The 20,785-nt window shown below is 74.3% G+C and carries 27 protein-coding genes; 23 read left to right on the top strand and 4 right to left on the bottom strand.

The annotated features are described in order from the left end of the window. The first annotated feature begins 68 nt into the window (after positions 1-68). Genes hisD through hisF form a run of 8 tightly spaced genes read left to right on the top strand, consistent with a single transcriptional unit; the run spans position 69 to position 5,901 of the window. Positions 69-1,376 carry a histidinol dehydrogenase gene (hisD, locus tag ABT238_RS18885; RefSeq protein WP_350563671.1) on the top strand — a complete coding sequence of 436 codons (1,308 nt, stop codon included), beginning with the start codon at positions 69-71 and terminating at the stop codon, positions 1,374-1,376. After that, a complete protein-coding gene (locus ABT238_RS18880; RefSeq protein WP_350563669.1) occupies positions 1,373-2,524 on the top strand; it encodes a histidinol-phosphate transaminase in 1,152 nt (383 codons plus the stop codon). The genes hisD and ABT238_RS18880 overlap by 4 nt, the downstream gene beginning before the upstream one ends. A gap of 6 nt (positions 2,525-2,530) precedes the next feature. Continuing rightward, positions 2,531-3,124, top strand: coding sequence for an imidazoleglycerol-phosphate dehydratase HisB (gene hisB / locus ABT238_RS18875; protein ID WP_350563667.1), 594 nt, complete (start codon positions 2,531-2,533; stop codon positions 3,122-3,124). Between the two features lie 11 nt (positions 3,125-3,135). Further along, positions 3,136-3,273: a CG2302 family histidine operon protein gene (locus tag ABT238_RS18870; protein ID WP_502884219.1), complete on the top strand. Its 138-nt coding sequence runs from the start codon at positions 3,136-3,138 to the stop codon at positions 3,271-3,273. A 33-nt stretch (positions 3,274-3,306) separates the two neighbouring features. Further along, positions 3,307-3,942 carry an imidazole glycerol phosphate synthase subunit HisH gene (gene hisH / locus ABT238_RS18865; protein WP_350563662.1) on the top strand — a complete coding sequence of 212 codons (636 nt, stop codon included), beginning with the start codon at positions 3,307-3,309 and terminating at the stop codon, positions 3,940-3,942. Between the two features lie 29 nt (positions 3,943-3,971). Next, positions 3,972-4,697 carry a bifunctional 1-(5-phosphoribosyl)-5-((5-phosphoribosylamino)methylideneamino)imidazole-4-carboxamide isomerase/phosphoribosylanthranilate isomerase PriA gene (gene priA / locus ABT238_RS18860; protein WP_350563660.1) on the top strand — a complete coding sequence of 242 codons (726 nt, stop codon included), beginning with the start codon at positions 3,972-3,974 and terminating at the stop codon, positions 4,695-4,697. After that, entirely contained in the window at positions 4,694-5,134 is a 441-nt protein-coding gene (locus ABT238_RS18855) for a Rid family hydrolase (protein ID WP_350563657.1), read from the top strand. The genes priA and ABT238_RS18855 overlap by 4 nt, the downstream gene beginning before the upstream one ends. Beyond that, complete coding sequence (gene hisF, locus ABT238_RS18850; protein ID WP_350563655.1) at positions 5,131-5,901, top strand: imidazole glycerol phosphate synthase subunit HisF; 771 nt, start codon at positions 5,131-5,133, stop codon at positions 5,899-5,901. Before ABT238_RS18855 ends, hisF begins: the two co-directional genes overlap by 4 nt. Here hisF and ABT238_RS18845 read toward each other — a convergent pair. The 4 genes from ABT238_RS18845 to ABT238_RS18830 all read right to left on the bottom strand — a co-directional run bounded on the left by ABT238_RS18845 (position 5,861) and on the right by ABT238_RS18830 (position 8,910). Beyond that, positions 5,861-6,622, bottom strand: coding sequence for a Crp/Fnr family transcriptional regulator (locus ABT238_RS18845; protein WP_350769023.1), 762 nt, complete (start codon positions 6,620-6,622; stop codon positions 5,861-5,863). The two genes, hisF and ABT238_RS18845, sit on opposite strands and share 41 nt — an antisense overlap. Before the next feature lie 65 nt (positions 6,623-6,687). Continuing rightward, complete coding sequence (locus ABT238_RS18840) at positions 6,688-7,473, bottom strand: VOC family protein (RefSeq protein WP_350769017.1); 786 nt, start codon at positions 7,471-7,473, stop codon at positions 6,688-6,690. A gap of 125 nt (positions 7,474-7,598) precedes the next feature. Then, a complete protein-coding gene (locus tag ABT238_RS18835) occupies positions 7,599-8,237 on the bottom strand; it encodes a TIGR03085 family metal-binding protein (protein ID WP_350563648.1) in 639 nt (212 codons plus the stop codon). A 34-nt stretch (positions 8,238-8,271) separates the two neighbouring features. After that, positions 8,272-8,910 (bottom strand): hypothetical protein, encoded by a 639-nt coding sequence (locus ABT238_RS18830; protein ID WP_350769003.1) that lies wholly within the window; start codon positions 8,908-8,910, stop codon positions 8,272-8,274. 193 nt (positions 8,911-9,103) lie between these two features. Here ABT238_RS18830 and hisI point away from each other — a divergent pair, with 193 nt between their 5' ends. The 15 genes from hisI to ABT238_RS18755 all read left to right on the top strand — a co-directional run bounded on the left by hisI (position 9,104) and on the right by ABT238_RS18755 (position 20,514). Next, entirely contained in the window at positions 9,104-9,475 is a 372-nt protein-coding gene (gene hisI, locus ABT238_RS18825; RefSeq protein WP_350768994.1) for a phosphoribosyl-AMP cyclohydrolase, read from the top strand. A 60-nt stretch (positions 9,476-9,535) separates the two neighbouring features. Further along, a complete protein-coding gene (locus ABT238_RS18820; protein ID WP_350563642.1) occupies positions 9,536-11,050 on the top strand; it encodes an anthranilate synthase component I in 1,515 nt (504 codons plus the stop codon). A 54-nt stretch (positions 11,051-11,104) separates the two neighbouring features. Further along, entirely contained in the window at positions 11,105-11,551 is a 447-nt protein-coding gene (locus ABT238_RS18815; RefSeq protein ID WP_350563640.1) for a PDDEXK family nuclease, read from the top strand. Between the two features lie 20 nt (positions 11,552-11,571). Then, positions 11,572-12,207 (top strand): TIGR02234 family membrane protein, encoded by a 636-nt coding sequence (locus tag ABT238_RS18810; RefSeq protein WP_350768973.1) that lies wholly within the window; start codon positions 11,572-11,574, stop codon positions 12,205-12,207. Positions 12,208-12,332: 125 nt separating this feature from the next. Continuing rightward, positions 12,333-12,581: an HGxxPAAW family protein gene (locus tag ABT238_RS18805; protein WP_350563636.1), complete on the top strand. Its 249-nt coding sequence runs from the start codon at positions 12,333-12,335 to the stop codon at positions 12,579-12,581. Between the two features lie 80 nt (positions 12,582-12,661). After that, positions 12,662-13,114, top strand: coding sequence for a DUF2752 domain-containing protein (locus tag ABT238_RS18800; RefSeq protein WP_350563634.1), 453 nt, complete (start codon positions 12,662-12,664; stop codon positions 13,112-13,114). A 188-nt stretch (positions 13,115-13,302) separates the two neighbouring features. Further along, complete coding sequence (gene trpC / locus ABT238_RS18795) at positions 13,303-14,109, top strand: indole-3-glycerol phosphate synthase TrpC (protein WP_350563632.1); 807 nt, start codon at positions 13,303-13,305, stop codon at positions 14,107-14,109. Positions 14,110-14,119: 10 nt separating this feature from the next. Further along, complete coding sequence (trpM, locus tag ABT238_RS18790; protein ID WP_350543990.1) at positions 14,120-14,269, top strand: tryptophan biosynthesis modulator TrpM; 150 nt, start codon at positions 14,120-14,122, stop codon at positions 14,267-14,269. 55 nt (positions 14,270-14,324) lie between these two features. After that, a complete protein-coding gene (trpB, locus tag ABT238_RS18785; RefSeq protein ID WP_350563630.1) occupies positions 14,325-15,584 on the top strand; it encodes a tryptophan synthase subunit beta in 1,260 nt (419 codons plus the stop codon). A gap of 2 nt (positions 15,585-15,586) precedes the next feature. Continuing rightward, positions 15,587-16,396, top strand: coding sequence for a tryptophan synthase subunit alpha (gene trpA, locus ABT238_RS18780; RefSeq protein WP_350563628.1), 810 nt, complete (start codon positions 15,587-15,589; stop codon positions 16,394-16,396). Positions 16,397-16,606: 210 nt separating this feature from the next. Continuing rightward, entirely contained in the window at positions 16,607-16,909 is a 303-nt protein-coding gene (locus ABT238_RS18775; RefSeq protein ID WP_350563626.1) for a hypothetical protein, read from the top strand. A 95-nt stretch (positions 16,910-17,004) separates the two neighbouring features. After that, a complete protein-coding gene (locus ABT238_RS18770) occupies positions 17,005-17,496 on the top strand; it encodes a MauE/DoxX family redox-associated membrane protein (protein ID WP_350563624.1) in 492 nt (163 codons plus the stop codon). 65 nt (positions 17,497-17,561) lie between these two features. Continuing rightward, positions 17,562-18,425, top strand: coding sequence for a DsbA family protein (locus ABT238_RS18765; protein ID WP_350563622.1), 864 nt, complete (start codon positions 17,562-17,564; stop codon positions 18,423-18,425). 152 nt (positions 18,426-18,577) lie between these two features. Then, positions 18,578-19,618: a prolipoprotein diacylglyceryl transferase gene (gene lgt, locus ABT238_RS18760; RefSeq protein WP_350768818.1), complete on the top strand. Its 1,041-nt coding sequence runs from the start codon at positions 18,578-18,580 to the stop codon at positions 19,616-19,618. 173 nt (positions 19,619-19,791) lie between these two features. Beyond that, on the top strand, positions 19,792-20,514 hold the full coding sequence (locus ABT238_RS18755) for a VIT1/CCC1 transporter family protein (RefSeq protein WP_350563775.1): 723 nt from the start codon (positions 19,792-19,794) through the stop codon (positions 20,512-20,514). Positions 20,515-20,785: the final 271 nt, after the last annotated feature.

Raw genomic sequence — 20,785 nt, 5'->3', positions numbered from 1 at the left:
TCTCGCCCTTCGTATCACGGACTGAAATGCGGGACCGTCGGTTCCGGCCACTCCTTACACTGGGTGGCGTGATCTCTCGAATCGATCTGCGCGGCTCGCTCGACGACCCGCGCGACCTGCTGCCCCGTGCCGACTTCGACGTCGCGGCCGCCCTGGAGACGGTGCGCCCGATCGCCGAGGACGTGCATCATCGCGGCGTCGCGGCGCTGATCGAGATCACCGAACGCTTCGACGGCGTGCGGCTGGAGTCCACCCGCGTCCCGGCCGAGCAGCTCGCCGAGGCCCTGGAGGAGCTGGACCCGAAGGTGCGCGCCGCACTGGAGGAGTCGATCCGCCGCGCCCGCCTGGTGCACGGCGACCAGCGCCGAGAGGGGCACACCACCCAGGTGGTGCCGGGCGGCACGGTGACCCAGCGCTGGGTGCCGGTGGACCGGGTCGGGCTGTACGTGCCGGGCGGACTGGCCGTCTACCCGTCCTCCGTTGTGATGAACGTGGTGCCGGCCCAGGAGGCGGGCGTGCGCGGCATCGCGGTGACCTCCCCGCCGCAGAAGGCCTTCGGCGGCCGGGTGCACCCGACCATCCTGGCGGCCTGCGCGCTGCTCGGCGTCACCGAGGTGTACGCGGTCGGCGGCGCCCAGGCGGTCGCCATGTTCGCGCTCGGCACCGAGGAGTGCGAGCCGGTCAACATGGTCACCGGCCCCGGCAACATCTACGTGGCCGCCGCCAAGCGCTACTTCGCCGGGCGGATCGGCATCGACTCCGAGGCCGGCCCGACCGAGATCGCCGTCCTCGCCGACGACAGCGCCGACCCGGTGGACGTCGCCGCCGACCTGATCAGCCAGGCCGAGCACGGCCCGACCTCGGGCTCGGTGCTGGTCACCGACTCGGTGGCGCTCGCCGACGCGGTCGAGGCCGAGCTGAAGGCCCAGGTCGCCCGCACCCGGCACGGCGAGCGGGTGGCCGAGGCGCTCGGCGGCCGGCAGTCCGGCGTCATCCTGGTCGACGACCTGGAGCAGGGCCTGGCCGTGGTCAACGCCTACGCGGCCGAGCACCTGGAGATCCAGACCCGGGACCCGCGCGCCGTGGCCGCCCGGGTGCGCAACGCCGGCGCGATCTTCCTCGGCCGGTTCACCCCGGTCTCGCTCGGCGACTACGCCGCCGGCTCCAACCACGTGCTGCCCACCGGCGGCTGCGCCTGCCACTCCTCGGGCCTGTCCGTGCAGACCTTCCTGCGCGGCGTGCAGGTCGTCGAGTACGACCGCGAGGCGCTGGCCGGCATCGCCGCGCACGTCGTCAACCTGGCGAACGCCGAGGACCTGCCCGGTCACGGCGACGCGATCAAGGCCCGATTCGGATGGAGTGTGCCGGGCGCGTGACGAAGATCGACGACCTTCCCGTCCGGGACGAGCTGCGCGGCCAGTCGCCCTACGGCGCCCCGCAGCTCGACGTCCCGGTCCAGCTGAACACCAACGAGAACCCCTACCCGCTCCCCGAGGAGCTGGTGGCCCGGATCGCCGAGCGGGTCGCCGAGGCCGCCCGCAACCTCAACCGCTACCCCGACCGGGACGCGGTCGAGCTGCGCGAGGGCCTGGCGGCGTACCTCACCCGCACCACCGGCCACGCCGTCGCCCGGGAGAACGTCTGGGCCGCCAACGGCTCCAACGAGGTGCTCCAGCAGCTGCTGCAGACCTTCGGCGGCCCCGGGCGCACCGCGCTCGGCTTCGAGCCCTCGTACTCGATGCACGCGCTGATCTCCCGCGGCACCGGCACCGGCTGGATCTCCGGCCCGCGCAACGCCGACTTCACCGTCGACCTGGACGCCGCCCTCGCGGCGATCGCCGAGCACCGCCCGCACGTGGTGTTCGTCTGCTCGCCGAACAACCCGACCGGCACGGCCGTCGAGGCCGACACCGTGCTGCGGCTCTACGAGGCCGCGCAGGCCGCCCGGCCCAGCCTGGTGGTGGTCGACGAGGCGTACGTCGAGTTCTCGCACCGCGCCTCGCTGCTGTCGCTGATCGAGGGCCGCCCCAACCTGGTGGTCTCGCGCACCATGTCGAAGGCCTTCGGCGCGGCCGGGCTGCGCCTGGGCTACCTGGCCGCCGACCCGGCGGTGGTGGACGCGGTGCAGCTGGTCCGCCTGCCGTACCACCTGTCGGCCGTCACCCAGGCCACCGCGCTGGCCTGCCTGGAGCACACCGACACCCTGCTCGGCTACGTCGGCCGGCTCAAGGCCGAGCGCGACCGGCTGGTCGACGCGCTGCGCGGACTCGGTCTCGAGGTGACCGACTCGGACGCCAACTTCGTCCAGTTCGGCCGCTTCGCCGACACCCACGCCGTCTGGCGGGCCATCCTCGACCACGGCGTCCTGGTCCGTGACAACGGCGTTCCGGGATGGCTGCGCGTCACCGCCGGCACCCCCGCCGAGAACGACGCCTTCCTGGAGGCCGTCGCCACCGCCCTCCCGTCGCCCACCCCCGCCCTTGAACGTGCGCGCTCCGCGCGCGCGGCCAGTCAGGAGCTGTAACCGCTGATGACCCGCATCGGACGCGTCGAGCGCACCACCAAGGAGACCTCCGTCCTGGTCGAGATAGACCTGGACGGCACCGGCAGGACCGACATCTCCACGGGCGTCGGCTTCTACGACCACATGCTCGACCAGCTCGGGCGCCACGGCCTCTTCGACCTCACCGTGAAGACCGACGGCGACCTGCACATCGACACCCATCACACCATCGAGGACACCGCCCTCGCGCTCGGCGCCGCCTTCAAGCAGGCACTGGGCGACAAGGTCGGCATCTACCGGTTCGGCAACTGCACCGTGCCGCTGGACGAGTCGCTCGCCCAGGTGACCGTCGACCTCTCCGGCCGCCCCTACCTGGTGCACAGCGAGCCGGACGGCATGGCGCCGATGATCGGCAGCTACGACACCACCATGACCCGGCACATCCTGGAGTCCTTCGTGGCCCAGGCCCAGATCGCCCTGCACGTCCACGTGCCGTACGGTCGCAACGCGCACCACATCGTGGAGTGCCAGTTCAAGGCGCTGGCCCGGGCCCTGCGCTATGCCGCCGAGCGCGACCCGCGCGCGGCCGGCATCCTCCCGTCGACCAAGGGTGCGCTGTGAGCAACTCCACGATGATCCTCCTCTTTGTCGGGCTGTTCCTGGCCGGCGGTGTCATCTCGTTCTGGAAGCAGAAGCAGTCCAAGGGCGTCATCCTCGTGCTCGCGCTGGGCTCGGTGATGTGCCTCGCCTCGGGCCTCATGCGCCTGTAACCGTCGAGCCAACGAGAGACTGGACACCTGAACATGGGCAAGAACGTCGTGGTGCTCGACTACGGCTCGGGCAACCTCCGCTCGGCGCAGCGCGCCCTGGAGCGGACCGGGGCGAACGTCACCGTCACCTCCGACTACCAGACCGCGATGGACGCCGACGGCCTGCTCGTGCCCGGCGTCGGCGCCTTCGAGGCCTGCATGCGCGGCCTGAGGTCGGTCCGCGGGGACTGGATCATCGGGCGCCGGCTGGCCGGCGGCCGGCCGGTCATGGGCATCTGCGTCGGCATGCAGATCCTCTTCGAGAGGGGCGTCGAGCACGGCGTGGAGACCGCCGGCTGCGACGAGTGGCCGGGCACGGTGGAGCCCCTGGAGGCGCCGGTCGTGCCGCACATGGGCTGGAACACCGTGGACGCCCCCGAGGACAGCCGGATGTTCGCCGGCCTGGACGCGGACACCCGCTTCTACTTCGTCCACTCCTACGGGGTGCGCAGCTGGGAGCTGGAGGCGCACAGCGCGCGGATCAACCCGCCGCTGGTCACCTGGGCCACCCACGGGCAGCCGTTCGTCGCGGCCGTCGAGAACGGCCCGCTGTGGGCCACCCAGTTCCACCCCGAGAAGTCCGGCGACGCCGGCGCCGCCCTGCTGACCAACTGGGTCAGCACTCTCTGACGACCCCTGACGACGGAAGTTGTGACACCATGAGCCGCCTCGAACTGCTGCCCGCCGTCGACGTCCGGGACGGCCAGGCCGTGCGCCTGGTCAAGGGCGCCTCCGGCACCGAGACCTCCTTCGGCGAGCCGCTCGCCGCCGCCCTCGCCTGGCAGAAGGCCGGCGCCGAGTGGCTGCACCTGGTCGACCTCGACGCCGCCTTCGGCACCGGCTCCAACCGGGACCTGGTGCGCGAGGTCACCGGCACCCTGGACATCAAGGTCGAGCTGTCCGGCGGCATCCGCGACGACGCCTCGCTGGCCGCCGCCCTGGCCACCGGCTGCACCCGGGTCAACCTCGGCACCGCCGCCCTGGAGAGCCCCGAGTGGGTCGCCAAGGTCATCGCCGAGCACGGGGACAGGATCGCCGTCGGTCTGGACGTGGTCGGCACCACCCTGCGCGGCCGCGGCTGGACCAGCGACGGCGGCCAGCTCTTCGACGTGCTGGCCCGCCTGGACGCCGAGGGCTGCGCCCGCTACGTGGTCACCGACGTCAACCGGGACGGCACCCTGACCGGCCCCAACCTGCAGCTGCTGCGCGACGTGTGCGCCGCCACCGACAAGCCGGTGGTCGCCTCCGGCGGCGTCTCCTCGCTGGACGACCTGCGGGCGATCGCCGGTCTGGTCGGCGAGGGAGTCGAGGGCGCGATCGTCGGCAAGGCACTCTACGAGCAGAAGTTCACCCTCGGAGAGGCGCTGGAGGCGGTTTCGGGATGACGGAACGTCGGATCGTACGCGGCCGGGTCGGCGGGTTCTCCGTCTGGGAGGACGTCCTCGGCGCGTCGCAGGCGGTCGCCGCCGGGGACCACGTCCACGTCGCCGGGGCCAGGCCCCTGGTGGAGGGCGTGCTGCACGGCGAGGGCGACCCCTACGAGCAGGCGGGGGCCGCCTTCCGCAACGGGCTGGAGGCCCTGGCCGCGTACGGTCTGACGGCGGACGACGTGGTCCGCACCCGGATGTACCTCACCCACTCCCGTGACATCGACGCGGCGGGCCGTGCCCACCAGGAGGCCTTCGGCGCGGTGCGCCCGGCGGCCGCCGTCGTGGTGGTGCAGAGCCTGGTCGACTCGCGGATGCTCGTCGAGGTCGAACTCGACGCCCACCGCGCCGGACTCGCCGCGACCCTCGAAGCTCTGGAAGGCAATCAGCCGTGACCCTCGCCGTACGTGTCATTCCCTGCCTGGACGTCGACGCCGGCCGTGTGGTCAAGGGCGTCAACTTCCAGAACCTGCGCGATGCCGGGGACCCGGTCGAGATGGCCAAGCTCTACGACGCCGAGGGCGCCGACGAGCTGACCTTCCTCGACATCACCGCCTCCTCCGGCGACCGCGAGACCACCTACGACGTGGTCCGCCGCACCGCCGAGCAGGTGTTCATCCCGCTCACCGTCGGCGGCGGCATCCGCGCCGTCGAGGACGTCGACAAGCTGCTGCGGGCCGGCGCCGACAAGGTCGGCGTCAACACCGCCGCCATCGCCCGCCCCGAGCTGGTCCGGGAGATCGCCCGGCGGTTCGGCCGCCAGGTGCTGGTGCTCTCGGTGGACGCCCGCCGCTGCCCGGAGGGCACCGAGACCGCCTCCGGCTTCGAGGTCACCACGCACGGCGGCCGCCAGGGCACCGGGCTGGACGCCGTCGAGTGGGCCGGGCGCGCCGCCGAGCTGGGCGCGGGCGAGATCCTGCTCAACTCGATGGACGCCGACGGCACCAAGGACGGCTACGACCTGGAGCTGATCCGGGCCGTCCGCAAGACCGTGTCGGTGCCGGTGATCGCCTCCGGCGGCGCCGGGAAGCTCGCCGACTTCGCCCCGGCGGTGGAGGCGGGCGCGGACGCGGTGCTGGCCGCCAGCGTCTTCCACTTCGGCGACCTGCGGATCGGCGAGGTCAAGGACGCGCTGCGGCAGGCCGGGCACCCGGTCCGCTGAGGTCGTCCGGCCCGTCGGCCAGTGCCAGCAGGCCGGGCAGCGAGAGCACGGTGGTGCTGCGCCGGCCGAGCCGGATCAGGCCCAGGCCGGCCAGTTCGTGCAGGGCGTGGTGGACCCGGCGCTCGCCGGCGCCGGTCAGCGCGGCCAGCTCCGCCTGGGTGAGCCGCGGGCGGACGGTGATGCCGGCGCCGCGCGGGCCGGGGACGCCGTAGCGCCGGGCCAGCTCGGCGAGCTGGCGGGCGAGCCGGCGCTGCACCGGCTCGGAGGCGAGGCCGACCAGCCGTCGGGTGGTGGTCCGGCCGCGGTGCACCAGGCAGCGGCTCAGCGCGATGCCGGCCGGTGCGTGGGCGCCCAGCCAGTGCAGCCAGTCGGGCTGGGAGATCCGGCGCAGGGCGACCGGTCCGGCCGCGGTCACCGTCGCCGAGCGGGGGCGGCCGTCCAGGGCGGCGGCCTCGCCGACCACGTCCCCGTAGGCGCGCACGTCCAGCAGGGCGGTCGCGCCCGCGCCGTCCTCCACGGTGGCCTTGGCGAAGCCGGCCAGCAGGAGCAGGACGAAGCCGCCGAGGTCCCGGTCGAGGATCAGCGTCTCGCCGTGGCCGTGCGCGCGCCGGGTGCCCAGCCGCAGCACGGCCCGCTCGGCGGCGAGCGCGGCGGGCGAGCCGTCGCGGTGCAGCTCGGCCAGCAGGGTGCCCTCGGGCCAGCCCCCGCTCGCTCCGTGCACGGCGTCCACCCCCTGCGCTGCGCTCGTTCGGGAGGCTAACGCAGGGGGTGCGGGCGCGGAAGGGGTCAGGACTCCTTCGGCGGCTCGCCCTTGATCAGGGCGAACGGGGCGCCGAACGGGTCGGCCAGCCAGGCGATCCGGCCGACGTCCGGGACGTTCTCCGGGCCCATCAGCACGGTGGCGCCGGCGCCGGTGGCCTGGGCGAGCACGCCGTCCACGTCGGAGGCGCCGAAGTACGGGGTCCAGCTGGGCGGCTGGGCGTCGCCCGTCACCGGGGCGATGCCGCCGAAGGAGGTCTCCCGCAGGTCGCCCTCGGCCGGGGAGATCACCTTGTACGTCATGCCGGGCGCCGGGAAGTTCTCGGAGCGCCAGCCGAAGACCCTCTGGTAGAAGGCGAAGCCCGCGTCCACCGCGCCGGTGTGCAACTCGACCCAGATCAGCGCGCCGTCCTCGGAGACGACGTCCAGCCCGGCCACCGTGCCGGGCTGCCAGACGGCGAACTGCGCGCCCTGCGGGTCGGTCAGCTGGGCCATCCGCCCGGCGTCCATCACGTCGAAGGCGGGGACCCGGACGGTGCCGCCGGACTGCTCGACGGCCTTGGCGGTGGCCCCGGCGTCGGGCGCGTGGAAGTACGTCGTCCAGGCGGACTGCGCGCCCTCCTCGGTGAGCGGGCCGACGGCCGCGGCCGTCCTGCCGTTCAGCTGGAGGAAGCCGTAGCCGCCGGCCTCCGGGCCGGCGGACCGGAAGGTCCAGCCGAAGACCGTGCCGTAGAAGCCGGCGGTGGCGGCCGGGTCCGGGCTGCCGAGGTCGATCCAGCAGGGGGAGCCGGCGGGGAAGGCGGTGGTGAGCATGGTGGAGCGTCCCTTCGGGGGAGAGGGAGCCGGTGCACGACGGGGACGGGCCCGGGCGGTGGCCCGCCCGGACCGCGCCCCCTGCGAGTCTGCACCCCACCACGGACATCCGCAGCCGGGGCGTTCTACGGAACCGGCAGGACGTGGCGCAGGGCCTCGACGGCTTCCCGGGGACCGTCCACCGTCAGCTCGGCGCGGGCGCCGCGGCCGAAGGCGAAGAGCAGCAGCTCGCCCGGCTCGCCGGTGATCCGCACGGTCGGCAGGCCGGCCGGGCCGACGGTCAGGCTCCGGCCGTCCGGGCGGCTCAGCTCCAGGCGCACCGGGGAGCGGCGCCCCGCCTCCAGCCGGGCGATCAGCGGCAGCCGGCGCCAGAGCGCCTCGGTCCGGCCGGGCGGCACCGGCCGCGGTGCGGGGCCGTCACCGGCCCGGGCGACGTCCTCGGCGTGCACGTAGTACTCGACGGTGTTGGCCGCCTCGTCCGCGCCGGGCAGCGAGAACAGCGAGAGCACCGGCGGGCCGGAGCGGAACAGCCGGACCAGCTCCTCGTAGGGCCGGTCGGCGTACGACTCCTGCACCCGGTGGGTCCAGCCGGCCAACGGGCCGATCCGGATGCCCGCGGCGGCGTCCGGCCGCCGCTCGCGGATCACCAGGTGGGCGGCGAGGTCCCGGGTGGACCACCCGGCGCAGAGGGTGGGCGCGTCCGGCCCGGCGGCGGCCAGCAGTTCGGCCAGGCGGTGGCGTTCGGCGAGCGCGTGGTTCGACATGCGCCCAGCCTAGGCGCCCCGCACTGACGGCGGCTCAGCGCAGCCGGCCGGTGAGCTTGGTGGAGCCGGGCCGGTTGCTCGCCGTCAGGATGCAGGTGTAGTCGCGCCAGCCCTGCTGGTAGAAGGTGAAGTTCGGGCCCACCGGGTAGCCGTAGTACGGCCCGCCGCCGCCCTGCCGGGCCTCGGCGGCGGCCTGCGCCTCCTTGCAGCCCTCCCGCATCGTGTTGGCGATCTGGTAGTCGCCGGTCAGCCCCTCCGGCAGCAGCTGGTCGGCGATCGCCTCGCCGTCGTGCTTGTCCTCGCAGGGACGGGCCTCCGGTTTGGTGACCGTCTTGTTCAGCTGCGGGTGGTCCAGGCAGGTGCCGACGGTGAAGAAGCTGTACGGGACCACCTTGGTCGGCGTGGGGGTCGGCGTCGGCGTGGGCGTCGGCGTCGGCGTCGGGGTGGGGGTCGGCGTGGCCGTGGTGGGGGAGGGCGGCGGCGGCTTGGGCGCCGGGTCGTCCTCGGGCCAGAGCAGCACCGTCGCCACCACCGCGAGCAGGAGCGCCAGCACCGCCGCGACGGCGATCAGCAGGCCCCGGGACGGCCGGGCGTCGGAGGTGCCCCCCGGGCGGGGGAGGTCGTCGTCGCCCGGCGGCTCGGCGGGGCCGGCGGCGCGCTGCTCGGAGGTCATGGGCACGAGAATGGCGCAGAGCGGGGCCCTCCGGCAGGCGGTTTGCACAACTCGTTCGATCGGATGGTCTGCCCGGCCCCCGCCGCACCCGCCCCCGCGTCCGCCCGCCGCGTCCGCCCGCCGCCGCCCACGGGGACGGCCGCGATCCGGACGGCGGCCCGTCCGGGCGGACCGGGCTGACACAATGGGCCCCATGCCCACCTCACCCGCCGCCCCCGGTTCCACCGCACTGGCCCCCGAGATCGCCGCCCGGCTCAAGCGCACCGCGGACGGCCTGCTGCCGGCCGTCGCGCAGCAGTACGACACCGGCGAGGTGCTGATGCTGGGCTGGATGGACGACGAGGCGCTGCACCGCACCCTCACCACCGGCCGCTGCACCTACTGGAGCCGCAGCCGCCGCGAGTACTGGGTGAAGGGCGACACCTCGGGCCACGTCCAGGCGGTCAAGTCGGTCGCGCTGGACTGCGACGGCGACACCCTGCTGGTGAAGGTCGACCAGACCGGTGCGGCCTGCCACACCGGCGACCGCACCTGCTTCGACGCCGACGTGCTCCCGCTCGGCTGACCGCTCCCTGCTAGCCCCTTCCGCCCCCTTCCGCCCCTCCGTCGTAAGGTGCCGCTCGTCATGGACCTGGAAGCCTTCCGCAAGCTCGCCGTCGACACCCGGGTCATCCCGGTCACCCGCAGGCTCCTCGCGGACGGCCTCACCCCGATCGGCCTCTACCGCAGCCTCGCCGACGAGCGCCCAGGCACCTTCCTGCTGGAGTCCGCCGAGCAGGGCCGCAGCTGGTCGCGCTACTCCTTCGTCGGCGTCCGCAGCGCCGCCACCCTGACCGCCGGACCGGACGGCGGCGCCCGCTGGCTCGGTACCCCGCCGGTCGGCATCCCGACCACCGGCGACCCGCTGGAGGTGCTGCGCGCCGCGCTGCGGGCCCTGCACACCCCGCGCCACGCCGACGACGGCCTGCCCCCGCTCACCGGTGGCCTGGTCGGCTACCTCGGCTACGACGTGGTGCGCCGGCTGGAGAAGCTGCCCGACCTCAACCCGGACGACCTGAAGCTGCCCGAGCTGACCCTGCTGCTCGCCACCGACCTCGCGGTGCTCGACCACGCCGACGGCACCGTGCTGCTGATCGCCAACGCGGTCAACCACAACGACCTGGCCAGTGGCGTGGACGAGGCCTACGCGGACGCCGTCGCCCGGCTCGACGCGATGGAGGCCGACCTGCTCAAGCCGGTCGACCCGGGCCTGGCCACCTTCACCCCGAGCGGCCCCGGCGAGGTCCGCTCGCCGTTCGGCGGGGAGCCGTACCGGGCCGCGGTGGAGGAGATCAAGGAGCGGATCCGGGCCGGCGAGGCCTTCCAGGTGGTGCCCTCGCAGCGCTTCGAGGCGCCCTGCCCGGCCTCCGCGCTGGACGTCTACCGCGTCCTGCGCACCACCAACCCCAGCCCGTACATGTACCTGTTCCGCTTCCCCGGCCCGGACGGCGGCGCCGAGGGCGGCTTCGACGTGGTCGGCTCCAGCCCGGAGGCGCTGGTCAAGGTCACCGACGGCGCGGCGATGCTGCACCCGATCGCCGGCACCCGGCACCGCGGCGCGACCCCGCACGAGGACGCCGAGCTGGCCGCCGAGCTGCTCGCCGACCCCAAGGAGCGGGCCGAGCACCTGATGCTGGTCGACCTCGGGCGCAACGACCTCGGGCGGGTCTGCGAGCCGGGCAGCGTCGAGGTCGTCGACTTCATGCAGATCGAGCGCTACAGCCACGTCATGCACATCGTCTCCACGGTGACCGGCCGGGTCGCCGAGGGGCGGACCGCCTTCGACGTGCTGACCGCGTGCTTCCCGGCCGGCACCCTGTCCGGCGCGCCCAAGCCGCGGGCGATGCGGATCATCGAGGAGCTGGAGCCCACCCGCCGCGGCCTGTACGGCGGCTGCGTCGGCTACCTGGACTTCGCCGGCGACTCCGACACCGCGATCGCCATCCGCACGGCGGTGCTGCGCGACGGCACCGCCTACGTCCAGGCCGGCGCCGGTGTGGTGGCCGACTCCGACCCGCACGGCGAGGACACCGAATGCCGCAACAAGGCCGCCGCCGTCCTGCGCGCGGTCGCCACCGCGAATACGCTGCGTAGGCCGTAGAACGCCGGCCCCCGCGCGGGTCGCGGGGGCCGCCGCAGCGGAAGGGACAGCAGGATGCCGGAGGTGCAGCGGCGGATCGTGACCGCCGCCAGGGAGCAGCTCGTGCGGCAGCCGGGCGGCCACGGCGGCGTCCTCGCCGACGTGCGGCTGGAGGGGCAGCCGGCCGCGCTGGTGCTGCTCGCCCCGGGCGCGGTGCCCGACCCCGCCGGGCACTACCGGGCCGGGGACGCGCTGGTGGTGCTGGACGTGCTTCCGGCGCCCGAACCGGTCGACCGCCACCGCTTCCACGCGGCCGCGGGCGTCCCGCTGTACGTCGTGGTGGATCCGGGGGAGGGCGTCTGCACGGTGCACAGCCGTCCGCTGCGCGGCGCCGGGTACCGGGAGGCGGAGCGGGTGCCCTTCGGGAACGATCTCTTCCTGCCGCTGGGGGAGCGGACGCTGGTGCTGGAGACGGGCGATTTCCCCACCGAGCCGCCCACCCCGGGTGCGGCGGCGGGGTGAGGGCGGGGGACACTGGTGGGGTGAGCGCTGAAGCCCCTACCGACGCCGTGTCCGCCGACCCCGCCGCCGCACCCGCGCCCGCCGCGCGGGCCGGGCGGCGCACGTTCGCGGTGATGCTGCTGCTCACCGTGCTGGGCGCGGTGCTGGTGCTGACCGCCGCCGGCCGGGTCTGGGCGGAGGGGATGGCGGGCACCCTGGAGGTCTCCGTCACCGGCGGGAAGATCTCCGAACTGCCCGCCGGACTGGCGCTGGTGGCGATGGCGGCGGCGGTCGCGGTGTTCGCGGTGCGCGGCGCCGGCCGGCTCGCCGTCGGGGTGCTGACCGTGCTGGCCGGGCTGGGCGCGGCCGCCCCCGCCGCGACGGGCGCCGGGGACACCGCGGCGCTGGACGCCGAGGCGGCCCGCAAGCTCGCGCTGACCGGGTCGGCCGCGACCGGCGTCGGGCACACCGCCTGGCCGTGGGTGGCGCTCGTGGGCGGGCTGCTGCTGGCCCTGGCCGGGCTGCTGACCGTCCTCCACGGGCGCGGCTGGCCGGCGATGGGCAGCCGCTACGAGGCACCGACCGGCAAGGCGCCGGCGAAGCGGCGGGCCGCCGCGCAGAGCCCGGCCGACCTGTGGAAGGCGCTGGACCGGGGCGAGGACCCGACGGCGGGCTGACCGGCCGGGCGGGCGCGTGCCGCACTGTGACGCGATAGACCCGCCACCCCCTTTGGGGGCCCGGTGTGTGGCCCGGCACAATGGGACACGTCAATGGGACACGTCAAGCGTAGGAGCACCATCCGATGGCAGCAGCAGCACACGGCCACACCCCCGCCGCCTGGACCGGCGTGACCATCTCGTTCATCGGCTTCGGCGTCGCGGGTGTCGCGATGATCCTGCCGTCGGTGCTCCTCACCTGGGTGGGCCTGGCGGTCGTCCTGCTCGGCGGCGTGGTCGGCAAGGCCATGTCGATGGCGGGCATGGGCAAGCAGCCCAGCACCATGGTGTACACCCCCGAGGAGCAGGCCGCGCTGGCCGCCGCCGCTGCCTGACCGACCGGTACTTCGCGTGAACGGCGGCCCACGGGCCGCCGTTTCGCTTCTCCCGCGCGGCCGCCGGGACGGGCACAATCATGGGCGTGAACGCCGCCCCCGCCTCCACCGCCTCCGCCCGGCCCTCCGCGCCGCGCCGGCTGGTGCCGCCGCTGTCCGCGGCGGCCGCCGTGGCCCTCCCCGCCGGGTACGTCGCCGCGGTGGACCCGAACGTCCCCGGCCACTACCCCGACTGCCCCTTCCTGGCGGCCACCGGCTGGTGGTGCCCCGGCTGCGGCGGGCTGCGCTGCGTGCACGCGCTGACCCACGGGGACCTCAGCGGGGCGCTGCACGACAACGCGGTGGCGGTGCTGCTGTTCGCCGTGCTGGGGGTGCTCTGGGCCCGCTGGCTCTGGGCGGCGCTGCGCGGCCGGCCCGGCCCCCGGCTGGCGCTCGGGGCGCGCCGCTGGGTGCTGGTGGGGCTGCTCGTCCTCGTCTTCACGGTGGTCCGCAACCTGCCGGTCGGCGCCGGTCTGGCCCCGCCACCGGTCTGATCGTCGGCGTGGCGGGGGTGTGAAGCCGCAGCTCGCGGCGGGTCCGGGGGGTCCGTACGGTGAGACGCGCGCCGGGCGGATGCGCTGTGCGCTCCCCCTTGCCGATACCATCGAAGGGCCGGAGGCCTGGTGGCCGCCGGCTCCTCGCTAGCAGAATCAGGACTAGCAGACATGATGGGGGCGCCCGAGTGAGTGTGCTCGACTCGATCGTCGAAGGGGTCCGCGAGGACCTCGCCGAGCGGCAGGCCCGGGTCTCGCTGGACGAGCTCAAGGAGCTCGCCGCCAAGGCCCCGGACGCCAAGGACGGCGTGGCGGCCCTGCGCGGCGACGGTGTCCGGGTGATCTGCGAGGTCAAGCGCTCCAGCCCGTCCAAGGGCGCGCTGGCCACGATCGCGGACCCGGCGTCGCTGGCGGTCGACTACGCGGCCGGCGGTGCCGCCGCGATCAGTGTGCTGACCGAACAGCGCCGCTTCGGCGGGTCGCTGGCGGACCTGGACGCCGTCCGGGCCGCGGTGGACACCCCGCTGCTCCGCAAGGACTTCATCGTCACCGCCTACCAGCTGTGGGAGGCCCGCGCGCACGGCGCCGACCTCGCGCTGCTGATCGTCGCGGCCCTCGACCAGCCGGCCCTGGTGTCGCTGATCGAGCGGGCCGAGTCGATCGGCCTCACCCCGCTGGTCGAGGTGCACGACGAGGAGGAGATCAAGCGCGCGGTGGACGCCGGCGCGCGGATCATCGGCGTCAACGCCCGCAACCTCAAGACCCTTGAGGTGGACCGCAACACCTTCGGCAACGTCGTCCACGCCATTCCGGACGGCATCGTCAAGGTCGCGGAGTCCGGGGTGCGCGGCCCGCTGGACGTGATCTCCTACGCCAACCTGGGCGCGGACGCGGTGCTGGTCGGCGAAGCGCTGGTCACCGGCAAGGACCCGCGGGCCGCGGTGGCCGACCTGGTCGCCGCCGGTGCCCACCCGGCGATCCGGCACAAGGACTGATCCCGCCGCCATGAAGATCGCCACCCGTCTCGCCCCCGGCTGCCGCCCGCGCGGCTGCCGCGCGCCCGCACGCCGGGTGCTGGGGCGGCGGGTGCGGTACGTCATCGGCTGCGAGCCCGGGCAGGTGCCGGGGCGGCGATGGCGCGCGACGTCCGGCTGACCGCAGCCGACAGACGTCACCGTCAACCGTCGTCATCTTCCCGAGGGACTTCACCATGTCCGAACGGTCCGACAAGGACTACCTGCCCGGCGCCGAGGTGCCGGACGCGCGCGGCTACTTCGGCGCGTACGGCGGCCGCTTCATCCCGGAGGCGCTGGTCGCCGCCGTGGAGCAGGTCGCCGAGGAGTACGAGAAGGCCAAGGCCGACCCGGCCTTCGCCGCCGAGCTCGACGCGCTGCTCAAGGACTACACCGGCCGGCCCAGCCCGCTGACCGACGTGCGGCGGTTCTCCGCCGAGGCGGGCGGCGCCCGCATCCTGCTCAAGCGCGAGGACCTCAACCACACCGGCTCGCACAAGATCAACAACGTGCTCGGCCAGGCGCTGCTCACCAGGCGGATGGGCAAGACCCGGATCATCGCCGAGACCGGCGCCGGGCAGCACGGCGTGGCCACCGCCACCGCCTGCGCCCTGTTCGGCTTCGACTGCACCATCTACATGGGCGAGGTCGACACCCGGCGCCAGGCGCTGAACGTCGCCCGGATGCGGATGCTCGGCGCCGAGGTGGTGGCCGTGAAGTCCGGCAGCCGCACGCTCAAGGACGCCATCAACGAGGCGTTCCGCGACTGGGTCGCCAACGTCGACTCCACCCACTACCTGTTCGGCACCGTGGCCGGCCCGCACCCCTTCCCGATGATGGTCCGCGACTTCCACCGGGTCATCGGCGTCGAGGCGCGCGAGCAGGTGCTGGAGCGCACCGGGCGGCTGCCCGACGCCGTCGTCGCCTGCGTCGGCGGCGGCTCCAACGCGATGGGCATCTTCCACGAGTTCATCCCGGACGCCGGGGTGCGCCTGATCGGCTGCGAGGCGGCCGGCGAGGGCGCCGAGACCCCGCGGCACGCGGCCACCCTCACCAAGGGCGACCCGGGCGTGCTGCACGGCTCGCGCACCTACGTCCTGCAGGACGAGGACGGCCAGACCATCGAGTCGCACTCCATCTCGGCCGGCCTGGACTACCCGGGCGTCGGCCCGGAGCACGCCTGGCTGAAGGACACCGGCCGGGCCGAGTACCGCCCGGTCACCGACGACGCCGCCATGCAGGCGCTGCGGCTGCTGTCCCGCACCGAGGGCATCATCCCGGCCATCGAGAGCGCCCACGCGCTGGCCGGCGCCCTGGAGCTGGGCCGCGAGCTCGGGCCCGAGGCCACCATCCTGGTCTCGCTCTCCGGGCGCGGCGACAAGGACATGCACACCGCCGCCGAGTACTTCGGCCTCTACGACGAGCCGGGCGCCGGCTCCGCCCACGGGGGTAAGTGACCATGGCTTCGAAGCTCAGTGGCATCCTGGCCGCCGCCAAGGCGGAGGGCCGCGCCGCGCTGATCGGCTACCTGCCGGCCGGCTTCCCGTCGGTGGACGGCGGCGTGCGGGCGGTCGACGCGCTGATCGAGGGCGGCTGCGACATCGTCGAGATCGGCCTGCCGCACTCCGACCCGGTGCTGGACGGTCCGACCATCCAGACCGCGGACGACATCGCGCTGCGGGCCGGCGTGCGGATCAAGGACGTGCTGCGCACCGTCCAGGAGGCCGCCGCCGCCCACCCCGCCGCGGCGGTGCTGGTGATGACCTACTGGAACCCGGTGGACCGCTACGGCGTCGCGCGGTTCGCCGCCGACCTGGCCGCGGCCGGCGGGGCGGGCTGCATCCTGCCGGACCTGCCGGTGGAGGAGTCCGAGGAGTGGCGCAAGGCGGCCGGGGAGCACGGTCTGGACACCGTGTTCGTGGTCGCGCCGAGCAGCAAGGACAAGCGGCTGGCCGAGGTCACGGCGGCCGGCAGCGGCTTCGTGTACGCGGCCGCGGTGATGGGCGTGACCGGCAGCCGGGCGCAGGTCGGCGAGCTGGCCGAGGACCTGGTCGCCCGGACCAGGGCCACCACCGAGCTGCCGGTCTGCGTCGGCCTCGGGGTGTCGACCCGTGAGCAGGCCGCCCAGGTGGCCGCCTTCGCGGACGGTGTGATCGTCGGCTCGGCCTTCGTGCAGCGGATCCTGGACGCCGACGGGGACGAGCAGGCCGCGCTGGCGGCGGTGCGCTCGCTGGCCGGCGAGCTGGCGCAGGGCGTCCGCGGGCGGTAGCCCCGCCGCGGCGCGGGAGGTCCGACGGCCCGCCACCCCCTCCCGGGGTGGCGGGCCGTCGTCGTCACCGGGTCCGTCCGGTCAGCCCGTCGACCCGAACGGGTGAACAGTGCGGGGCAGGCGTACCAGCGGTGGTTGACCGGCGTTGACTGGAGGGACGAGTGCACCCAGCACGTGCCCGAGGGCCCAGCGAGCGGAAGGGGTCGGCCGATGCCCGGTCTTCAGCGAGCCGTCCTGCTGCGGGCGGCCGCGGCCGCGCTGGCGCTCGGCGCGGCGCTCGGGGCGCAGGGCGCGGTCGTCCCGGCGCTGGCCAAGCGGGGGGTGGAGCGGGCGGAGCGGGACGCGTACGTGTGCGCGGAGGCGGTCCGGATGGAGGCGGTGGCGCGGGCCACCCGCTCGGGCGCGGCGGGCCGGGCGGAGCTCGCGGGGCCCGCTGGGGGCGACGCCGACCGCCGTGACCTCGACCGTCACGACCTGGGATGGCCGCCCGGCTGCGATCCGGCCACTCGTTAGGGTGAAAACGCCTCGGGTCGGATTAACTTTCACTCTTTCGGAGTGACTCCGGAAACCGGAGAAACCCGGCGCTCCCGGGAGCGGTTCATAGGGGCGTGACGGTGTTTCCCGAGGGGGTTGTCCGGACGGCCGGGCCGGCGACCGAGTGGATCGGCACGGCCGCCCGGCTGGCTCTGGCCGTGGTCTGGGCCTGGGCCGGGCTGGCGAAGATCGCCGACCCGGCGGAGGCCGCCCAGGCGGTGCGCGCCTACGAGATCCTGCCCGAGTCCCTGGTCAAACCGGTGGGCCACGGCCTGCCCTTCCTGGAACTGGCGCTCGCCCTGCTGCTGGTGACCGGCCTGGGCGTGCGCCTGGTCGCGGGCGTCTCGGCGGTGCTGCTGCTCGCCTTCGTCGGCGGGATCGCCTCCGCCTGGGCGCGCGGCATCTCGATCGACTGCGGGTGCTTCGGCGGCGGCGGGGCGGTCGACGCCTCGCAGACCGAGTACCTGCAGGAGATCCTGCGCGACACCGGGTTCCTGCTGCTGGCCGGCTGGCTGCTCTGGCGGCCCCGCACGAAGTTCTCGGTGGACGGCCTGCTGGCGAGCTGAGCGCACCCCGCCGCCTCGTCCCGACCCACCGCACCCCCACCCCCGAACCTGGAATTCCAAGGCTGATGAGCGAGAAGAACCGAGAAGGCAAGCGCACCGCCCGTGAGCGGATGCTGGCGGAACGGGCTGACGAGGAGGCCCGCGGCCGGCGGAACAAGAAGCTGATCGTCGGCGGCGTGGCGCTCGCGGTGATCGCCGCCGCCGTGGTCACCGGCGTGGTGGTGCAGGACCAGCGGTCCACGCCGGAGACCCCCTCCGCCGCCCCGGCCGGCACGATCGGGGACAAGAACCTGATCGTCCCGGTGGGTTCGGACAACGCGCCGTCCGTCCTCACCGTCTACGAGGACCCGCGCTGCCCCGCCTGCGGCATCTTCGAGCGGGAGTTCTCGCCCACCATCAGCCAGCTGGAGGACGCGGGCAAGATCTCCACCAACTACCACATCGTCTCGTTCATCGACCGGGCGGTGCCGGGCAAGGGCTCCAAGTACGCCGCCAACGCGCTGGGCTGCGCCCAGGACGCCGGGCGCTTCCGCGACTACCACGACGTGCTCTACCGCAACCAGCCGGACGAGACCAACGACGCCTTCGGGAACAAGGCGGTGCTGATCAACCTCGCCAGGCAGGTCGACGGGCTGGTCACCCCGGCCTTCGAGGACTGCGTCAACGACCTGAAGTTCGCCGACTGGGTGTCGGCGGTGCAGCAGGACTTCGACAAGTCCGGCTTCAAGTCCACGCCGACGGTGCTGCTCAACGGGCAGCCGATCTACCCGAAGTACAACAACGAGGAGATCACCCCGGCCAACCTGGTGAAGTGGGTGGACGCCGCCAACCAGGGCAAGCCGCTGGGCACTCCGGGCAGCCACGGGCAGTCGCCGGCGCCCACCAGCACCGCCTCGGAGAGCAACAACCCCTCGCCCAGCGCCGGCTGAGCGGGCGCGTACGCTGCGGGGTGGCCGCCGCCCCTCCCCGTCCGGAGGGAGCGGCGCCGTGTCGTGCCCCGGCCCGCGCGCCGATCTGTGCCCGACTGTGACCCGCCGGGGTGTCCTGGACGGGCCGCCGACCCTGTAGCGTCGGAGCTGCCATGGATATCGCCTACATTCCCAGCCCGTCGCGGGGGGTCCTGAACCTCGGACCGATCCCGCTGCGCGCCTACGCCTTCTGCATCATCCTCGGTGTCGTCGTGGCCGTCTGGCTCGGCAGCAAGCGCTGGGTCGCCCGGGGCGGTGGCCGACACACCGTCGGTGACATCGCCGTCTGGGCCGTGCCGTTCGGCCTGGTCGGCGGCCGGCTGTACCACGTGATCACCGACCACCAGCTGTACTTCGGCGAGGGGAAGAACCCCTGGAACGCCTTCAAGATCTGGGAGGGCGGCCTCGGCATCTGGGGCGCGATCGCGCTGGGCGCGGTCGGCGCCTGGATCGGCGCCCGCCGGCGCGGTGTCCCGCTGCCCGCCTACGCGGACGCGATCGCCCCCGGCATCGTGCTCGCCCAGGCGATCGGCCGCTGGGGCAACTGGTTCAACCAGGAGCTGTACGGGCGGGAGACCACCCTGCCGTGGGGCCTGGAGATCACCAGGACGCTGCCCGGCGGTGAGGTGGTCACCACGATCCACCACCCGACCTTCCTCTACGAGTCGCTCTGGTGCGTGGGCGTCGCGGCGCTGGTGATCTGGGCGGACAAGCGGTTCACCCTGGGCCACGGCCGGGCCTTCGCGCTGTACGTGGCCGGGTACACCGCCGGCCGGTTCTGGACCGAGTGGCTGCGGGTGGACGAGGCGCACCACATCCTGGGCCTGCGGCTGAACGACTGGGTGGCGATCTTCGTCTTCCTCGCCGCCGTGGCGTACCTCGTGATCGTCGGCAGGACGCGGCCCGGCCGGGAGGACCCGGCGACCATCGATCCGGCGGCGAACGCGGAGGCCGGGCGGGCCGCCGGGGCGCCGGCCGACAGGACGGGCGACGGGCCGGCCGACAAGACGGCCGACAAGGCGGGCGGCAAGGCGGCCGACGAGCCCGGCGACCTGCCGAAGGCGGGGCCGGAGGGGAAGTCCGGCGGCAAGCCCGCGGACGGCCTCGCCGAGAAGCTCGACAAGCTGGAGAAGGGCGCCAGGCACCCGGCCTGACCTGCGCCGACCCCGGTCCCCGGCCGCCCCCCGCACCCCGTGCGGAGGGCGGCCGCCGCCATGTTCGGACAGCCTTACTTTGCTGGAAATGCCCAGCTCAAGAAGGCTACGGTCGATCAGTAAGACGATCGGACCAACGGGATGGAGGGGGATCGGCCGTGACTGCGACCGCCCTGGAACACGAGAGCGGGCACCAGCCCCGGATACCCGCGGCCGGGCACCACCGGGACGTCAACGGCGGCTGGCTGCGGCCGGCGGTGTTCGGGGCGATGGACGGCCTGGTCTCCAACTTCGCGCTGATGACCGGTGTCGTCGGCGGCGCGGTCTCCACCAGCACCGTGGTGCTCACCGGCCTGGCCGGCCTGGCGGCCGGCGCCTGCTCCATGGCGGCGGGCGAGTACACCTCGGTGGCCTCCCAGCGGGAGCTGGTGCAGGCCGAGATCGAGGCGGAGCGGCTGGAGCTGCGCCGCAACCCGCACGGCGAGCTGGCCGAGCTGGCCCAGCTGTACGTCGAGCGGGGGGTGGACCCCGCACTGGCCCACGAGGTGGCCAGGCAGCTGTCCGCCGACCCCGAGCAGACCCTGGAGATCCACGCCCGGGAGGAGCTGGGCGTCGACCCCAACGACCTGCCCTCACCGTGGGTGGCGGCCGGATCCTCGTTCGTCTGCTTCGCGGTGGGCGCGCTGCTGCCGCTGCTGCCGTACCTGCTGGGCGCGACCTCGCTGCTGCCGGCGCTGCTGCTCTCGGCGGCCGGACTGTTCGCCTGCGGCGCGGTGGTGGCCCGGGTGACGGCGCGCAGCTGGTGGTTCAGCGGTCTGCGGCAGCTGGCGCTGGGCGGGGTGGCGGCCGGGGTGACCTACCTGCTGGGCGCGCTGATCGGCGGGCAGGTCGGCTGACGGGACGGCGGGCGGGTCGGTGGCCGGGCCCGGCGGGCGGGCCGATCGGGCACTGTGCAGTTGCATGGATATGCGGCCGAGCGGGTGAGCTTGCACACATGCCGGCCCGGCCGCGCCTGGCCTTGTCTCGCGATGTGGGCTCAATGGCCGAGGAATCGCATCCGCGGATCGATTTCCGAGATGGAATCACAGGCGGCTTTGATCGACTTCTGTGATCGCGGGATTTCGCCCCTGTTTCGGCCCGCGCGCCGCCGGGCACAATCGTCGGGAC

Origin of the sequence: Kitasatospora sp. NPDC001527, assembly GCF_040298605.1 — a bacterium.
Classification (GTDB): domain Bacteria; phylum Actinomycetota; class Actinomycetes; order Streptomycetales; family Streptomycetaceae; genus Kitasatospora.
The sequence above is the reverse complement of the archived record's forward strand: the minus strand, read 5'-3'. Positions and strand labels throughout refer to the sequence as shown.

What these genes read in the sequence shown, in the direction of transcription:
- ABT238_RS18775 (WP_350563626.1), top strand. Translation starts at nt 16,607, where the DNA reads ATGCCCGGTCTTCAGCGAGCCGTCCTGCTGCGGGCGGCCGCGGCCGCG.
- trpA (WP_350563628.1), top strand. Translation starts at nt 15,587, where the DNA reads ATGGCTTCGAAGCTCAGTGGCATCCTGGCCGCCGCCAAGGCGGAGGGC.
- ABT238_RS18820 (WP_350563642.1), top strand. Translation starts at nt 9,536, where the DNA reads ATGGACCTGGAAGCCTTCCGCAAGCTCGCCGTCGACACCCGGGTCATC.
- ABT238_RS18815 (WP_350563640.1), top strand. Translation starts at nt 11,105, where the DNA reads ATGCCGGAGGTGCAGCGGCGGATCGTGACCGCCGCCAGGGAGCAGCTC.
- hisB (WP_350563667.1), top strand. Translation starts at nt 2,531, where the DNA reads ATGACCCGCATCGGACGCGTCGAGCGCACCACCAAGGAGACCTCCGTC.
- priA (WP_350563660.1), top strand. Translation starts at nt 3,972, where the DNA reads ATGAGCCGCCTCGAACTGCTGCCCGCCGTCGACGTCCGGGACGGCCAG.
- trpB (WP_350563630.1), top strand. Translation starts at nt 14,325, where the DNA reads ATGTCCGAACGGTCCGACAAGGACTACCTGCCCGGCGCCGAGGTGCCG.
- hisH (WP_350563662.1), top strand. Translation starts at nt 3,307, where the DNA reads ATGGGCAAGAACGTCGTGGTGCTCGACTACGGCTCGGGCAACCTCCGC.
- ABT238_RS18765 (WP_350563622.1), top strand. Translation starts at nt 17,562, where the DNA reads ATGAGCGAGAAGAACCGAGAAGGCAAGCGCACCGCCCGTGAGCGGATG.
- lgt (WP_350768818.1), top strand. Translation starts at nt 18,578, where the DNA reads ATGGATATCGCCTACATTCCCAGCCCGTCGCGGGGGGTCCTGAACCTC.
- trpM (WP_350543990.1), top strand. Translation starts at nt 14,120, where the DNA reads ATGAAGATCGCCACCCGTCTCGCCCCCGGCTGCCGCCCGCGCGGCTGC.
- ABT238_RS18800 (WP_350563634.1), top strand. Translation starts at nt 12,662, where the DNA reads ATGGGCGTGAACGCCGCCCCCGCCTCCACCGCCTCCGCCCGGCCCTCC.
- ABT238_RS18805 (WP_350563636.1), top strand. Translation starts at nt 12,333, where the DNA reads ATGGCAGCAGCAGCACACGGCCACACCCCCGCCGCCTGGACCGGCGTG.
- ABT238_RS18840 (WP_350769017.1), bottom strand. Translation starts at nt 7,473, where the DNA reads ATGCTCACCACCGCCTTCCCCGCCGGCTCCCCCTGCTGGATCGACCTC.
- hisI (WP_350768994.1), top strand. Translation starts at nt 9,104, where the DNA reads ATGCCCACCTCACCCGCCGCCCCCGGTTCCACCGCACTGGCCCCCGAG.
- ABT238_RS18855 (WP_350563657.1), top strand. Translation starts at nt 4,694, where the DNA reads ATGACGGAACGTCGGATCGTACGCGGCCGGGTCGGCGGGTTCTCCGTC.
- ABT238_RS18835 (WP_350563648.1), bottom strand. Translation starts at nt 8,237, where the DNA reads ATGTCGAACCACGCGCTCGCCGAACGCCACCGCCTGGCCGAACTGCTG.
- ABT238_RS18870 (WP_502884219.1), top strand. Translation starts at nt 3,136, where the DNA reads ATGATCCTCCTCTTTGTCGGGCTGTTCCTGGCCGGCGGTGTCATCTCG.
- ABT238_RS18830 (WP_350769003.1), bottom strand. Translation starts at nt 8,910, where the DNA reads ATGACCTCCGAGCAGCGCGCCGCCGGCCCCGCCGAGCCGCCGGGCGAC.